This window comes from Desulfopila inferna (assembly GCF_016919005.1).
In the GTDB taxonomy this organism is placed as follows: Bacteria; Desulfobacterota; Desulfobulbia; order Desulfobulbales; family Desulfocapsaceae; genus Desulfopila_A; species Desulfopila_A inferna.
On sequence record NZ_JAFFQE010000002.1, the window covers coordinates 306,298 to 321,216 of the forward strand.

The 14,919-nt window shown below is 54.5% G+C and carries 14 protein-coding genes, 1 tRNA gene and 1 riboswitch; of the genes, 12 read left to right on the plus strand and 3 right to left on the minus strand.

All coding sequences use genetic code 11. The features are described 5' to 3' along the window. Positions 1–50: 50 nt before the first annotated feature. The 12 genes from JWG88_RS05395 to JWG88_RS05450 all read left to right on the plus strand — a co-directional run bounded on the left by JWG88_RS05395 (position 51) and on the right by JWG88_RS05450 (position 12,184). Entirely contained in the window at positions 51–1,247 is a 1,197-nt protein-coding gene (locus tag JWG88_RS05395) for an MFS transporter (RefSeq protein WP_205232689.1), read from the plus strand. A 239-nt stretch (positions 1,248–1,486) separates the two neighbouring features. Beyond that, positions 1,487–1,664, plus strand: a riboswitch (cobalamin riboswitch). A 92-nt stretch (positions 1,665–1,756) separates the two neighbouring features. Beyond that, positions 1,757–2,722 (plus strand): hypothetical protein, encoded by a 966-nt coding sequence (locus JWG88_RS05400; RefSeq protein ID WP_205232690.1) that lies wholly within the window; start codon positions 1,757–1,759, stop codon positions 2,720–2,722. Positions 2,723–2,730: 8 nt separating this feature from the next. Next, complete coding sequence (locus tag JWG88_RS05405; RefSeq protein ID WP_240194288.1) at positions 2,731–3,696, plus strand: ABC transporter substrate-binding protein; 966 nt, start codon at positions 2,731–2,733, stop codon at positions 3,694–3,696. Continuing rightward, entirely contained in the window at positions 3,693–5,021 is a 1,329-nt protein-coding gene (locus tag JWG88_RS05410; protein WP_240194289.1) for a cobyrinic acid a,c-diamide synthase CobB, read from the plus strand. The genes JWG88_RS05405 and JWG88_RS05410 overlap by 4 nt, the downstream gene beginning before the upstream one ends. A 2-nt stretch (positions 5,022–5,023) precedes the next feature. Next, the gene (locus tag JWG88_RS05415) at positions 5,024–5,656 is read left to right on the plus strand and encodes a precorrin-8X methylmutase (protein WP_205232692.1); all 633 of its coding nucleotides are present in this window, start codon (positions 5,024–5,026) and stop codon (positions 5,654–5,656) included. Then, complete coding sequence (cbiD, locus tag JWG88_RS05420; protein WP_205232693.1) at positions 5,656–6,735, plus strand: cobalt-precorrin-5B (C(1))-methyltransferase CbiD; 1,080 nt, start codon at positions 5,656–5,658, stop codon at positions 6,733–6,735. Before JWG88_RS05415 ends, cbiD begins: the two co-directional genes overlap by 1 nt. Beyond that, the gene (gene cbiE / locus JWG88_RS05425) at positions 6,728–7,930 is read left to right on the plus strand and encodes a precorrin-6y C5,15-methyltransferase (decarboxylating) subunit CbiE (RefSeq protein WP_205232694.1); all 1,203 of its coding nucleotides are present in this window, start codon (positions 6,728–6,730) and stop codon (positions 7,928–7,930) included. The genes cbiD and cbiE overlap by 8 nt, the downstream gene beginning before the upstream one ends. Continuing rightward, positions 7,927–8,652, plus strand: coding sequence for a precorrin-2 C(20)-methyltransferase (cobI, locus tag JWG88_RS05430; RefSeq protein ID WP_205232695.1), 726 nt, complete (start codon positions 7,927–7,929; stop codon positions 8,650–8,652). Before cbiE ends, cobI begins: the two co-directional genes overlap by 4 nt. Next, the gene (cobM, locus tag JWG88_RS05435; protein WP_205232696.1) at positions 8,649–9,413 is read left to right on the plus strand and encodes a precorrin-4 C(11)-methyltransferase; all 765 of its coding nucleotides are present in this window, start codon (positions 8,649–8,651) and stop codon (positions 9,411–9,413) included. Before cobI ends, cobM begins: the two co-directional genes overlap by 4 nt. Further along, on the plus strand, positions 9,413–10,414 hold the full coding sequence (locus JWG88_RS05440; RefSeq protein WP_205232697.1) for a cobalt-precorrin 5A hydrolase: 1,002 nt from the start codon (positions 9,413–9,415) through the stop codon (positions 10,412–10,414). Before cobM ends, JWG88_RS05440 begins: the two co-directional genes overlap by 1 nt. Next, the gene (gene cobJ, locus JWG88_RS05445; RefSeq protein ID WP_205232698.1) at positions 10,336–11,109 is read left to right on the plus strand and encodes a precorrin-3B C(17)-methyltransferase; all 774 of its coding nucleotides are present in this window, start codon (positions 10,336–10,338) and stop codon (positions 11,107–11,109) included. The genes JWG88_RS05440 and cobJ overlap by 79 nt, the downstream gene beginning before the upstream one ends. 496 nt (positions 11,110–11,605) lie before the next feature. After that, entirely contained in the window at positions 11,606–12,184 is a 579-nt protein-coding gene (locus JWG88_RS05450; protein WP_205232699.1) for a c-type cytochrome, read from the plus strand. 110 nt (positions 12,185–12,294) lie between these two features. On the opposite strand, the gene JWG88_RS05455 is transcribed toward JWG88_RS05450, so the two are convergent. From JWG88_RS05455 to JWG88_RS05465, 3 genes are all read right to left on the minus strand, one after another. Then, positions 12,295–12,370, minus strand: a tRNA-Asn gene (locus JWG88_RS05455). A 360-nt stretch (positions 12,371–12,730) separates the two neighbouring features. Beyond that, positions 12,731–13,561 (minus strand): hypothetical protein, encoded by an 831-nt coding sequence (locus JWG88_RS05460; RefSeq protein ID WP_205232700.1) that lies wholly within the window; start codon positions 13,559–13,561, stop codon positions 12,731–12,733. A gap of 160 nt (positions 13,562–13,721) precedes the next feature. Beyond that, positions 13,722–14,885: an aminotransferase class V-fold PLP-dependent enzyme gene (locus JWG88_RS05465; RefSeq protein ID WP_205232701.1), complete on the minus strand. Its 1,164-nt coding sequence runs from the start codon at positions 14,883–14,885 to the stop codon at positions 13,722–13,724. Positions 14,886–14,919 lie beyond the last annotated feature (34 nt).

Sequence of the window (14,919 nt, forward strand, 5' to 3'; positions counted from 1 at the left end):
CCCCGCCGCTGTAAAAACCCAAAAGCAGATTCAAACTATAGGGCATTTATGTGAGCAAACGGGCATACGCCATCATCGCAGCATGTTTTTTCACCGTCTCTATTGCCTATTCCATTCGATACGGCTATGGCATGCTTTTGCCGGAAATGCTGCCGGCCCTGGGAATTTCCAAGACCCAGGCCGGCACGATTTTCGCCGTCTATTTCATTGTCTATACCATTTTCACACCAATTATGGGCACTCTGTCGGATCTGTTCAACTTCCGTCTTTTGCTCACGGTCTTTCCGGCCGTTCTGGGCCTGGGCGCCCTGATGATGGCCCAGGTCACAGGATTTGCTCAGGCATGTCTGTTTTTTTCAATTGCCGGTCTGGGCCATGCCGCCTGCTGGGCGCCGGTAGCTTCCCTGGTGCAGAAATGGGTGCCGGACAACAAGCGGGGAACAGCGTTGTCTGTTGTTTCGATCGGAATCGGCCTGGGTATTCCGTTGTGGAGCGGGCTGCTGCCGGTTCTGGTTTCTGGGTTCGGCTGGCGGACGGGCTGGATAAGCATGGGGGTTTTCGGTATGGCGGTAGCCGTGCTTAACCTGATTCTGGTGCGCAATCCGGAAGCAGTGGAAGAGCGCCTGGTTTCCGCGCACGAACGCATCATCTATGTGGGGATCATGTACAAAACCCTGCTCCGCAGCAGAGGATTCTGGATGGTCGGCATGTCGTACCTCCTGATCGGCTTCAATGTGCTTGTTCCTTTTACCTTTCTGCCGGTGTATGCCACCGAATCCCTGCATTTGGATTATGCCGTCTCCACCCGCTTTGTCGGAATCATCGCCCTCATGGGCGTCATCGGCCAATTGACCCTGGGGCCGCTTTCCGACCGAATAGGCAGAGGCAAGGTCATGATACTGTGCAGCAGTATCATGGGAACGGCCTGCCTGGGAATGGCGCTGGCGGGAACTGCAGGGACGCTTTACGCAGCAGCCGGCCTTTACGGGCTGGCCTATGGCGCAGTCTGGCCTATGTATGCGGCCGCGGCATCGGATTCCTTTCCCCGGAACCAGACGGGGAGCGTCGTCGGTCTGTGGACCGTCTTTTTAGGCCTCGGTTCCATCATATCTCCTGTAATTTGCGGGTGGACCATCGATATAACCGGCGTTTACACCTGGGCTTTTCTGCTGGGACTGCTTGCCGGATTCTTTTCCATCGGTTTCCTGATCGCCTATAGCAAAATCAGAGAATCGACCTCAGCATGACCTGATGCCCTCTCTTCATGAGCGGCCGGGAAAATTCTCCCGATCTTCCGGGACAATTAAAAGCCTTTTTTGTTCAGCCGGAATTTCCCGATGTGCAGGAGCTGTTTCAGCAACTATATCAGTGATGTCGCCGGAACCGCCAGCTCCATTGCCCCAGGTGAGTTCAGGCGGAAAAGATATTGCGCACAAAGCAGGAGATGAGGCTGCTTGACGGTTGTGGAGTTTTCTGGTAACAAGTTTAATAACGATAGATATCAGATGCGCAAGCTTAATAGGGAATCCTGTGCAAATCAGGAACGGACCCGCCGCTGTAATCGGAGACGAATCTCGCAAACAATGTCACTGCACCAGGTGTGGGAAGACGCGAGAGGAGGAAGAACCGAGAGTCAGAAGACCTGTCTGGTACAACAAGTCCGCATTCACCCTGGAACGGTGAGGGACTAACCATTTCGTGGATAAATCAGGGTAATCCCGGAACGTGTCAAAGCGCTCCGGGATTTTTTTTATTTATGGACACTCTACTGCCCGCTGAAATATGGTCGCAGCTTCTCTGGCCGCTGACGCGCATCCTCATCTTCGTTGCGCTCGGCCTGGTGGCAGCCAGCCTGATCGAATCGCTCAAATGGACAAACCATCTGGCCGCGCTGGCCCGTCCTCTGATCCGCCTGGGCCACCTTTCGGCAATTACCGGAGCAAGTTTTACCATGGCCTTTGTCTCCGGAGTGTCGGCCAATACCATGCTGGCGGAAGCGCTGGACAAGGGCAAGCTGGAGAAAAAGGAAATGATTCTCGCCAATCTTTTCAACTCGCTGCCCCGCTATTTTCTCCACCTGCCCACTGTTTTCTTTCTTACCGTCCCGCTCATCAAAGGAGCTGCCGTAATTTATGTCGGCATCACCTTTCTGGCTGCGCTCCTGCAGACCCTGACGGTGGTGGCGATAAGCAGGCTGCTGCTGAAAAAACCCAAAACTCCGGCCGCCCCCCCGCAAAAGGCTGCGAAAAAGCCGACCGTGCGCGAGGCGCTAAAGAAGAGTATGAAGAGACTGAAAAAGCGAATGAAGAGGATCGCGCTGTTTCTGGTGCCGGCGTATGTCCTTTTCTATATCCTCGGCCGCTTCAATGTTTTTGACCGGCTTGAAGAAATTTTTGCCGCCGCCTGGTTTCTCAGCTGGCTCCCTCCGCAGAGCCTGGGCATCGTTATTCTTCATGTAACCGCAGAATTCTCAGCCGGACTGGCCGCGGCAAGCGCTCTGCTGGCCAACAACAGTCTGGATATTCGGGAGGTGGTGCTGGCCCTGCTGGCCGGCAATATCCTGGCCGCACCCATCCGGGCGATTCGGCATCAGCTCCCCTATTATGTGGGGATCTTTCCTCCTCGGCTGGCCATGGAACTGGTGGCGGTGAGCCAGCTGGTCAGAGCGGCATGCGTGATTATTATCGGCTTCTGTTATTATCAAATCACTCTTGGGTTATGAAAAAATATATGAATCCGGCAATCTCAGTCCATTTGCTGCGCACTCTCTCTATTCTCCGGTGGGAATCAAGGAAAACCGCTCTTCTTGCCATCCTCTGCTCTCTGGTGTTCTGCACCGCTCCGGCGGCAGCCTCCACTCGGAACGATACCGGCAAAACCTATAAGCGCATCATATCGCTGTACTCCGCTCATACCGAAAATCTGGTCAGCATGGGCGCCGCAGACCAACTTATCGGCATCTCCCCCTCGGATAATTTTCCTGCCAATATCTTGGACAAGCCGCGTTTTTCCTATCGCGAGGACCCGGAGAGGTTTATTGCCGCCGGTCCGGATCTCATCCTGGTGCGGCCCATGATAGAACGCTCCTATCCCCAGCTGATGGCCAAACTGCGTGAGGCCGGTATTGCCGTGGTTTCACTGCAGCCCACCACGGTCGATGAAATTTTTCATTACTGGCGGGAGTTGGGCAGACTGAGCGGCAGGCAGAAAAACGCGGAGGATATGATAGAGCATTTCAGGGCCGGGATAGACGCCATCGGCGCTTATGTCTCCCGCATTCCTCAGGACGAGCGACCATGGGTCTATTTTGAATCGATGCATCGCAAGATGAAAACCTTCGCCCCCTCCTCCATCGCCCTCTTCGCCCTGGAGCAGGCCGGAGGACGAAATGTGGCAACAGATGCCGGGCAGATCCGCAATACCAACATTGCCGCATATTCCAAGGAGCGGATCCTCTCTCATGCCGCCAAGATCGATGTCTTTATCGCCCAGAAAGGGAGGATGAATCCGGTGGATATCGATACCATCCGCAACGAAACCGGCTTTCGGGCCATCAAGGCGGTAAGGGAAAACCGGATCGTGCTGATCGATGAGCATCTCGTCTCCAGACCGACCCTGCGTCTGCTTGAGGGAATTATGCAGCTCTACGGCCATCTTTATCCCCTGGAAGTGGCGCTTTCCGGAGACAAACCATGAGCAGCCGGGCTTTTGTTATCGCCGGAACGCAGAGCGGCTCGGGTAAAACAACCATCACCCTGGGACTGATGGCCGCCCTGGACAGACTCGGCCATTCGGTGATGCCGTACAAATGCGGACCGGATTTTATCGATCCCAGCCTGCATAAGCTGGTCACTGGCAAGATCTCCCGCAATCTTGATCTGTGGATGGCCGGTGAACAATTCTGCCGCGACTGTTTCGCCCGCCATATGACGAAAGTCGATATCGGCGTGGTGGAAGGTGTCATGGGCATGTTCGACGGCGGCCCGGCCTCCAGCGCGGCGCTGGCGAAAGCACTCGATATTCCGGTGATTCTGGTTCTTGATGTACGCTCCACCGCGGAGAGCGCTGCGGCCGTTTTGAAGGGCTTTGAAACACTCGACCCTGCTGTCGAAGTGAAGGGCGTCATCCTGAACATGGTTGGCAGCAGCCGGCATCTCCATCTGGTCAGAGGTGCCATAGAACAGCATTGCCGGGCCGAGATTCTCGGGTATCTGCCGCGTACTTTGGACTTCACCATTCCCAGCAGACATCTGGGCCTGCATATGGGTGAGGAAATGCCGGTGACCGGGGAGAAGATAGAGAAACTTGCCGAAACGGTCATCGAACATATCGATATGGACCGGTTGCTGGAAATCGCCGCGATGCCAGGGCCGCCGGCTCCCGCGAAGCGGCAGAAATCAGCTGAGAGTATCATGCGCCTCGGGGTTGCCCGGGATAAGGCCTTCTGCTTTTACTATGAAGACAACCTTGATATTTTTCGTCGGGCCGGGGCCGAGATCTGCTACTTCAGTCCACTGCAGGATGAGCATCTGCCCCAGGGACTTGATGGTATCTACCTGGGCGGCGGCTATCCCGAGCTTTATGGCGCAGAGCTCAGCGGCAACCATTCCATGCTCAGGGAAATTCGGCAATGGGCCGAGGCCGGCAGGCCGCTTTACGCCGAATGCGGCGGCTTTATGTATCTCTCCGAAGGCATCACCGACCCGGAGGGGTGCTTTCATCCAATGGCCGCCGTCTTCCCCGCCACGACCGTGATGCAGACCCGGCGGGCAAGCCTCGGCTACCGCGAGATCAGCACTACGGCGGCAACCTTCTTCGGCCCTGCCGGAACGGTGCTGCGCGGTCATGAATTTCACTACTCCCGCATCGAACCAAACGATTCCATCGAACGTGTCTACCGGGTCGATAACGCCACCGAGGAAGGATACCGCCGCAATAATGTGATCGGCGGCTATATGCATCTCCATTTCGGTTCCAACGAACAGGCTGTCCACAACTTTATTCAATTCTGCAAGGATTAATTATGCCAGTTACCATCCACAAAATCGGCCCACTGGAAATTGAGGCGGAAAGCTTCCGCATGATCGCGGAAGAACTTGGTCCGCACAACTTCGACGCCACGACCTTCAAGGTGGTGCAGCGGGTCATTCATGCCACCGGCGATTTCTCCTTTGCCGAAAACCTGCGCTTTTCCAATGAGGCAATAGAGCGCGGCATTGGTGCCTTGCAGCAGGGCAAAAACATTCTCACCGATGTCAATATGGTGGCCACCGGCATCAGCAAGCCGCTGCTCAGCCGATGGGGCAACACCGTGGTCTGCAACATTGCCGATGAACAGGTAAAAAGCGCCGCCATAGCCGCGAATACCACCCGTGCGGAGATGGCCATCGAGCAGGGCATGCAGGGAAATATCGGTATTGTCGCCATCGGCAACGCCCCCACCGCCCTGTTGAAGATGCTGAAGATGCTGGAAGGAACTGCACAGGAAAATATGCCCCTGATTGTCGGAGTGCCGGTGGGTTTTGTCAACGCCGCGGAATCCAAGGCCCTGCTCAACCAGTCGAGCCTGCATTTCGTCACCAGCCTGGGACGCAAAGGCGGCAGCCCGGTGGCGGCGGCCATCATCAATGCCCTCATCCGTCTGGCGGCAGAATAATGGCAAAGAGGCTCAGAAGCGGCTATACCACCGGTGCCTGTGCGGCTGCAGCGGCAAAGGCAGCGCTGATCACCGCCCGGCAGGGGATGCCGCCCGATTCGGTGGAACTCACCTTTCCCGACGGCAGCCTTCATCGTTTTGAAGTGTGCCGCGCGAAAGCCCTGCCCCGTGGAGCCATGGCCTCCATCGTCAAGGACGCCGGCGATGACCCCGATGTCACCAACAAAGCCGAGATCTGTGCAACTGTGTCTTTTCCCGAGACGGGTATGGCTGAAAACAATGACATCGTCATGGAGAATATGCATCTTAGCGCCGGAGAAGGCGTGGGCAGGATCACCAAGCCCGGACTGGCGGTGCCGGTGGGCGAACCGGCAATCAATCCGGTACCCAGACAGATGATCCTTAAGGCCTTGCAGGAGGTGGAAAAAGAGCGAATCGTTCATGTATCGATCTCCATCCCCGCCGGAGAAATGCTTGCCGAAAAGACCTTGAACAAAAGATTGGGCATTATCGGCGGCTTGTCGATTCTGGGCACCACCGGGATCGTCAGACCGGTTTCCGCAGATGCCTGGAAAGCCACAATCGTGGCCTCCATGAACGTTGCCCGGGAGGCCGGCCTTGAGGATATCGTGCTCTCCACCGGCCGCACCTCGGAGAAAGGAGCACAGTCACTTTTGCCGCTGGCCATCGAAGCCTATGCGATGATGGGAGATTATCTGGAGTTTTCTCTGCGTAAAGCCGGCGAGAAAGGTTTCGAGACAGTTCATCTGGCAGGAATGTGGGCTAAGATCATGAAGGCGGCCATGCAGATCCCGCAGACCCATGTCCGCAACGGCGCCCTGGAAATGCAGGATGCGGCGCTGATGCTGCAGGGTTGCGACGTTGAACCTCCCCTGTTGACCAAACTGCAGAATTCCAATACCGCCCGGGAGATGTATAGCCACCTTGAGGATGCCGGACGCAGTGACGTTGTCCGGCAAATTTGCAGGAAAGCCCGGCACTATGGGGAGAAAATCTCCGGCAAAAAGGTGAAGGTCTATCTTGTCGATGCCCGGGCCCAGGTGGTGGAGCATGTCTGAGATCTATATCATAGGAATTGATGGTTCGGAGCTGCCCGCCCGCCACAAGGAATTGTTGCGCCGCTGCAGCCTTATTCTCACCTCCTCGCGGCTTGCCGCTTTTGTCGGGGACAGCCTGGCTGAGGTGCGGCCGATAACCCCTCTCGATCAGGCTTTTACAAAAATTGCAGAGGTGATTCCATCGGGCAATATTGCCGTTCTGGCCAGCGGTGATCCGCTTTTTTTCGGGATCGGCACCAGGATCATCGAGCGGTTCGGCAGAGAGCGGGTCCGGGTTTTTCCCGCCCTCTCTTCGCTGCAACAGGCTTTTGCACGATTCGGCATGGGTTGGCATGATGCCGCCGTGGTCAGTCTCCACGGCCGCACGGCCCAACATATTCCGGGTCTGCTGCTGGCCCGGAGAAAAACCTTCATCTTTACCGACCGCAGGCACAGCCCCAATCGTATTGCCGCCTCGATTCTGGAATATCTGCACCTCATCGGTGAAGAGAATATCAGGAAAAACTGCCGCCTGCATGTCGCCGAAAATCTGGGCAGTGCGCAGGAAAAGATCAGCAGCGGCTCACTCGATGAAATCGCCGGGATGCGCTGCGGGGATCTCAATGTGCTCTGTGTCCTGCTCCCTGAAATCCCGGAGAGGCCTGTTTTTGGCCTGTACGAGGATGAAATCTCCCACAGCCGGGGCCTGATCACCAAGGATGAAGTTCGCGCCGCCACCCTGCACCGCCTGCGGCTGCCGCGCCGCGGCGTATTCTGGGATATCGGCGGCGGCAGCGGCTCGATCTCCATGGAGGCCGCCGCCATGCATAGAGAGCTCGAGGTCTACACCGTGGAGCACAACGGCGCGGAGCTGGAAAACATTAAGGAAAATATCCGCAGGTTCAGCCTGTTCAACATCATCCCGGTTGCCGGCAGGGCAGCAGATATGATTGGTGCTCTGCCTGATCCCGATGCTGTATTTGTCGGCGGCAGCGGCGGTGAACTGGAGAGCATTATCAGAGAGTCCGCCTCCAGACTTCACAAAGGCGGCAGGTTGATAGTCAACGGGGTGACGGCAAGAACCACAGAAGAAGCTCCAGCACTAATGGGGGCGCAGGGAATGACAGTAACATCAAGCACGATTGAGGTAACGAGAACGGGGCCGGACGGCCCTCTGGGTTTTAATCCTATAACCATAATGGTGGGACGAAAATGAAGGGAAGGTTTTATGTTGTAGGGGTTGGCCCGGGCGATCCGGAACTGATGACCCTCAAGGCAGTACGCATATTGAAGAAGAGCCCGGTGTGGCTTGCTCCGGCCGCCCATAAAAACGGCAACAGTACGGCGCTGGGCATCGCCTCCGGGTTGATCAACGGGGAACAGAAAGAAATTCTGACCCACCATTTTCCCATGAAAAAAGTGCATGCCGGTCAACCGGCCCATCCCGAGGTGGAACGGGCCTGGCAGGAGGCGGCGGCAATTATCGCCGATCATCTTGAAAACGGCCGGGATGTGGCCTTCCCGACCCTGGGGGATCCCGCCATCTACAGTACCGGATTCTACATTTTTGAAACCCTGATGGAAACGGTTAAGGATATGGAGGTGGAAATCATTCCCGGCGTCTCGGCAATCGGGGCAACCTCTGCAGCGGCAGCGGTCCCGCTCTGTCTTGGCAATGAGCGCATGGTGGTGATTCCTGCAACCTTCGAGGATGACAAGCTCAAGGAGATCCTTGAAAATTTCGATTGCGTCGTGCTGATGAAGGTGCATCGGGTGATGCCCCGGCTGGTGGGCCTCTTTGAAGAACTCAATCTCCTAGACAAGGCGGTGCTGGTGGAAAGAACCAGCCTGCAGGAGCAGCGCATCCGGCGTGACCTGCAGCAGGCTGCCCTGGAGGAAATCCACTATTTTTCAACCATGATCGTGAGGAAAGCATGACCAATCCAATCCACTTTGTCGGCGCAGGCCCCGGCGATCCCGAACTGATCACCGTCAAGGGACAACGTCTGCTCAGGGAGGCGGATGTGATCGTCTACACCGGAAGCCTGGTGCCCCCGGCGCTGCTTCAAGGTTTGTCTGCGGAAATACACAATTCCGCTGGCCTGAACCTAGACGAGGTACTGGCTCTTCTTATCGACAGCTGGCGTAAAAGCAAAAAGGTGGTGCGCCTTCATACCGGCGATCCCGCCATATACGGAGCCATCAACGAACAGCTGGCCGTACTTGAGCAGGAGGAAATTCCCTTCAAGGTCATTCCCGGGGTCAGTTCGGCTACAGCCACTGCCGCGGCGCTCTCCACCGAACTCACCCTGCCGGATATCTCCCAGACGGTGATCATCACCCGAAGGGCCGGGCGGACACCTGTACCGGAGCAGGAATCCCTGCCGCTGCTGGCCTCCCATCAAGCCACCATGTTGATCCTCTTGAGCATTTCCATGATTGATGAAGTAGTGGAGGACCTTCTCGCCGGGGGCTACAGCAGAAGCACTCCCGTTGCCGTGGTCGAAAAGGTCAGCTGGCCGGAAGAGCGGCAGATTCGCGGTACCCTGACGGATATCGGCGCCAAGGTCAAGGGGGCCGGAATTCGCAAGACCGCGATTATTGCCGTGGGCGAGGTCCTGGCCCAGGCGCCGCCGCCGAGTTTGTCGAAACTCTATGACAAGACCTTCACTCACGAATACCGCAAGGGCAGCGAATAATGAAGATCGCAGTGCTGGCACTCACCAGGGGCGGCAAAAAACTCGCCGGCGCGATTGCCGATGATTTGCCGGGTTGCCGGGTGCTTTCCAGCAATTATGGTGTAGGTGCAGCCCTAAAGACAAACTGGCAGGCCTATGATGCCTTTGTCTGTATTATGGCAACAGGTATTGTTGTACGTTCCATTGCCGGACTGCTGCGGGATAAGCATAGCGATCCGGCAGTCATTGTCCTTGATGAAAAGGGAGACCATGTGATCAGCCTTCTCTCCGGGCACCTGGGCGGCGGCAACACCCTGGCCCGCAGAATTGCCGGAATAACGGGTGGTACAGCAGTGATCACCACCGCCTCGGATACTCTGGGACTTGTGCCTCTTGATCTCTGGGCGGCCGAACAAAAGCTTCGTGCCGCAGATGAAGGCGTTTTTACCGCGGCCGCCGGCATGCTGGTCAACAACGGGTCACTGAGAGTTTTCTGCGATGTCGATCTCGCTCAACTGCCTCCGGGGCTCTGTCTGGTGAAGGCCATCAGCGAAGCGGATCTGGTGATCAGTCATCGGTTGCCTCCGCGTGGTACTCTCAGCCTCCATCCTCACAACCTGGTTGTCGGAGTCGGCTGCAACCGCAATACCCCCGTGCATGAATTCGAAGAGGCCTTGGCCGGACTTTTCGAAGATCTTGGCTTCTCCACTCTTTCGGTGCGTAATCTGGCGACCATCGATGTGAAAAACGACGAAGAGGGTCTGCTTCTTTTTGCGCGGAAAAACGGCTGGTCCATTGATTTTTTCGATCGGGACACCATCAACACCATAACCAACGTAAGCAGATCAGATGCCGCACTCAAGGCAGTCGGCGCCATAGGCGTAGCCGAGCCCGCCTCGCTTTTGAGCGCAGATACCAACACTCTACTCAGCAGGAAACGAAAATGGCGGAACATCACAATGGCAGTGGCCAGGGCAGACTTTATGTTGTCGGCACAGGTCCTGGATCACTTGAACACCTGACTCCCGCAGCCTCCGCTGCTCTTCATGAATCGGATATCATCGTCGGCTACCGCACCTATCTGGATTTGATTAAGGAATATCTCGTGGGTAAGGAAGTTGTGGCCTCGGAGATGATGAAGGAAGTGGACCGCTGCAGAAAATCACTGGAGCTAGCCTCAGCGGGTAATACAGTGGCTCTGGTCTCCGGAGGTGACCCGGGAATCTATGCCATGGCAGGACTGGTCTTCGAAATGGCAAAAGATGCCGGCAGCAGTTGTATAATCGAGGTGATCCCCGGAATCGCCGCGGTAAACGGCTGTGCGGCCAGGCTCGGTGCTCCGCTGATGCATGACTTTGCCGCCATCAGTCTTTCCGACCTGCTCACGCCCTGGCCGGTTATTGAAAAACGGCTGATAGCAGCGGCGGCGGCTGATTTTGTCGTGGCAATATACAACCCCAAATCAAAGAAAAGAACGGAACAGATCGTCAGGGCCGCTCGGATTTTCCTGGACCACCGCGATCCTGCAACTCCCGTGGGTATTGTCACTGCAGCCACCAGAGAAAATGAAGAAATCACCATCACCACTCTTGAGAAGCTGCAGGATGCAGATATCGGCATGCAGTCCACTGTCATTATCGGCAACTCACAGACCTATATCTGGGAGGGAAAGATGGTTACGCCCCGAGGTTATGCCGACAAATATGAGTTGAAATAGATCGTAACTATTCAGCAGCACACCCGGAGTCGGAGTTTATGCCCGTCAGGGTGCTTACCTCTAAACAGTTACAGACAGGTGGTTGGCCAAATAATACTGGTCAACCTTCTTCTAAGTAACAAATATTGTTACTTTTAAAATAGCGGCCGGGGCCTCCCGGTTAGTGCGCTGAATAATTACATAGATTCCTTTATTCCCGCCTGATCTTGAGAATCCTCTGATGCTCGGAGGGCTGGGCGGCTTTTTTTTCAAATCAAATTTGTAAATCGCTGTCTCTTCGCATACAATTTTTTGTACAAGAATTGTGATCTGGTAATTTTCCCGAAAAATTGCCCATCCCCGGCAATTATCCTGCGGTCACGACCGACCGATCAGCGATCGGCCATGCTGTGCTTGAAGTTTCGTTCTGCCCCGCGCTCTCAGAAATTTTTAATCTGACAATCCTGAAGCGTCACATGATTCCTACAGGATTGTTAAAAATGAACGGAGACGAACTATGAAATTCATATTTTCCCTTATCTTCACCGTAATTCTTTTAGCGGCGGCGGCGCTTGTGTTCGCCTGGACAGGCGTTTACAATATCGCCGCCACAAAACCCCACACCGGAGTAATATCATATTATATCGAAATGCTGCGTGACCGCTCCATTGCCAAACGCAGTGAAGATGTCCGGGTACCGGACCTCGGCGACGCCAGGATCAGGTCAGCCGCCTTTTCGCATTACCACGGAATGTGCCGGCTCTGCCACGGAGCCCCGGGCTACCAGGCTGAGGAATTTGCCGAGGACCTCTACCCGGCGCCCCCCGACATGATTTCCGGGCACATTCAAGAGGAGCGCAGCCCTTCCGAGATTTACTGGATCGTCAATCATGGCATCAAGATGACCGGAATGCCGGCATTCGGCCGGACACATAGCGATTCCGAGTTGTATGGAGTCGCGGCTCTGGCCCTGGAAATACCCCAGATCTCTTCTGAAGAATATAGGCAACAGGTTGAGAAAATAGAGGGGAAAAACGGGGGAGGATACGGTGGCGAAAATCATTCCACTCAGGAAGCGGCAGAGCATAATCACTGACAAGATGCCCCGGCATTTGCCTCGCAGCCTCAAGGAAGGAGCATCCGGAAGAAACTTCCGAAAACGACAAAACCTCGTGGGGATGCCCCACGAGGTTTTGTATCTATGTTTGGCTCCCCGGGACGGATTCGAACCGCCGACAAGGTGGTTAACAGCCACCTGCTCTACCGACTGAGCTACCGAGGATTATGTTTACTCAAAATGTGCCTGCTGTTTCTTCCGGTTGAGTACCGATGTGCTGTAGAAATTAGTACACCGGAGCAGCGTAGCAAGCGGGGAATATAGCCAACCCTCCCGATACTGTCAACAGTTTTTTGACTCTTTTCTTTCCTGATTGTTTCACCTGTCATCACGGTTGTCAAAGGATAATTGGAAGGCCGGCATAATTACTGATAAGGGACTAAGGATATAACGAATAAAGGCGCCGGGAAAAATCCCGGCGCCTTTGAGTATCTGTCTAAAATTTCTTATACCCCTCAAGAGGGTACTGAAAGAGTCCAAATCGGCTGGATCGTTTTCAGATGCGGATTGGTAATTCTCTGCAGGTCAATTCCCAAAGATATTTTTCATTGCTTCCATAGCCTGCTCCATTTCCTGTTGCTCTTCAGGAGTCAACTGCGGCTGCTGAGGGTTAGACGGCATCGGCTGGCCCTGCATTTTCTCGGCCGCTTCCGGATCCTTCAGAATGGCAATGGTCTCCCTGGCCATAGTCCTGGACATGGCATCGGCTTCGGGGTCAAGAGCTGCAGTGATGCCTTCAGGATGTTCGAAATATTTCCCGGGTGCCGAACCTTCATCCACTTTTGTGGCTTCCGCCAGCATTTTCATGCCCATCATATTCGATTCCGTCTTCAGGGGCAGCCCGGTTTCATGGATGGAATATACCGTTGCTCCCATAACGTTGACCCTGTCACAGGGATAGCCAAGGATTGTTTCAGCATTTTTCTCAACATCTACGGAAATCCCACCGAGCATTGGTCCGGCACTCATCTTCTCGCTGTTTTTGAGAACCTGCTCCTTTTCTTTCTTGCTGAGCTTGTTGTATTCCTCAATCATATACTTCTGTGGATTCGCCGCCTTTACTCCGGTGCCCTCCACAAGGTCATAGGTATAAATCCACTCCGGATCGACAAATTCAGCGGTTTTTGTCTCTTGTTTCATGCCCATCATACTCATCACTGAGCTATGATATTTTGCAGTTTCCTTACCTGAGTTTTTAATGTAGAGACTCTCTGTTCCTTCCTGCATCCCACTGAGAGAATATTCAATGGTTGCCTCTTTGAAAGGCAGCTTTACATCCCACGGATTCTTTTCCCCGGCGGAAACAAGTGCCGGAAGTATCAATAAAACAAGCAGCATCACTCCTTTTTTTACCATTTCTTCCCCCATGGTTTACTTCATGTTTAAAATAATCGTGATAAATGTCTCATGTCAGAATACACGGCTACTAACACACTGCTTAGGTGGATCCTCACTTTGTACAACCTTTCCCAGCGAATTTCAACATCGAAGCCACCGGATGGTAAAAATTAGCCGCTTATCTCACTAGAATTTCATTAACTTTTTGAGCGGCAGCAATGATCTGCCCATCATCATTATAGAAATGAGGGGCAAAGCGCAGATAGCCGACAGGTGCAGAGATTATAACTCCGGCCTGTGCCAGTGCCTTCACCGTTTCCGCAGGGTTAGCGGCCGATTCCGCAGCAAGAATTCCCGAGCGGTTTTCTTTATTAAACCGGAGAAACCGCAGGCTGCCCTGATCCAGATGATCCAGAAGCACATCCTGCAGACGAAAGACCTCTTCACGTATCTCCTTTATGTCATATTTGAGAAAGATCTCCCTGAAAAGAACATTCATTGCCACTATATGATCCCAGGGAAGCGTTGAATATTCAAACATCCTGCCATCTCCGTGGGGAGCCCAGCTATGATCAAGATAATCAAGGCCCTGGCGCATCAGTCCCGGGCCTGCCATGGTTTCCTCAAGTTTCCCTCTCAATTCCGGCGAGGTATAGAGCAGTGCCGATCCCTTCGGCCCCATCAGCCATTTCCAGCCGGAGGCGATTACAGCCGATGCCTGGAACTCTTCGGGAAAGACCGGTAAGACCCCTAAACTCTGAGCACAATCGACAATCAGGTCTATATTTTTCTCCCTGCACAAGGCGCCGAGGGAGCTAAGATCGGCGGCAAAGCCGCTGGTAAACTGGACGTGACTCAGGGCTACAATCCGAGTCCTCGGGGTAATCCGCTCTTCCAGCTCTTCCATTGACCATCCCCTCGGCCTCTCGATATCGTCATAGCCTCGGGCGGGATCGGTATCACCGAGGAGTATCAGCTTTACTCCGCGTTTTTTCTGCAAGGCCCAGGGGTAGTGATTGCTGGGATACTCATGAACATAGCTGATTACCTCGTCCCCCGGCGAAAACGGATAGCCGTTTGCAATCATGCATAATCCTTCTGCAGTGTTGTGGACATAGGAAATATTATCCGCGGAAGTGCGCAGGAATTTACCAACATTTCCATGGAACTCGGGGATGACCCCGAAGTATTGAGGCAAAGCCTTGATGCCGCCGTTCGCCATAGTATCCACAAATTCCTTCATGGCTGCGGCTGCTCCCGCATAGATCGGGGAAATGGCGCAATGGGCCAGAAAGATATCATTTCTCTTCGCCGGAAATTTTTCCTCTGATTTATCAAACATTTTTATATCGCTGCTCCCTTATATCGCTGCTCCC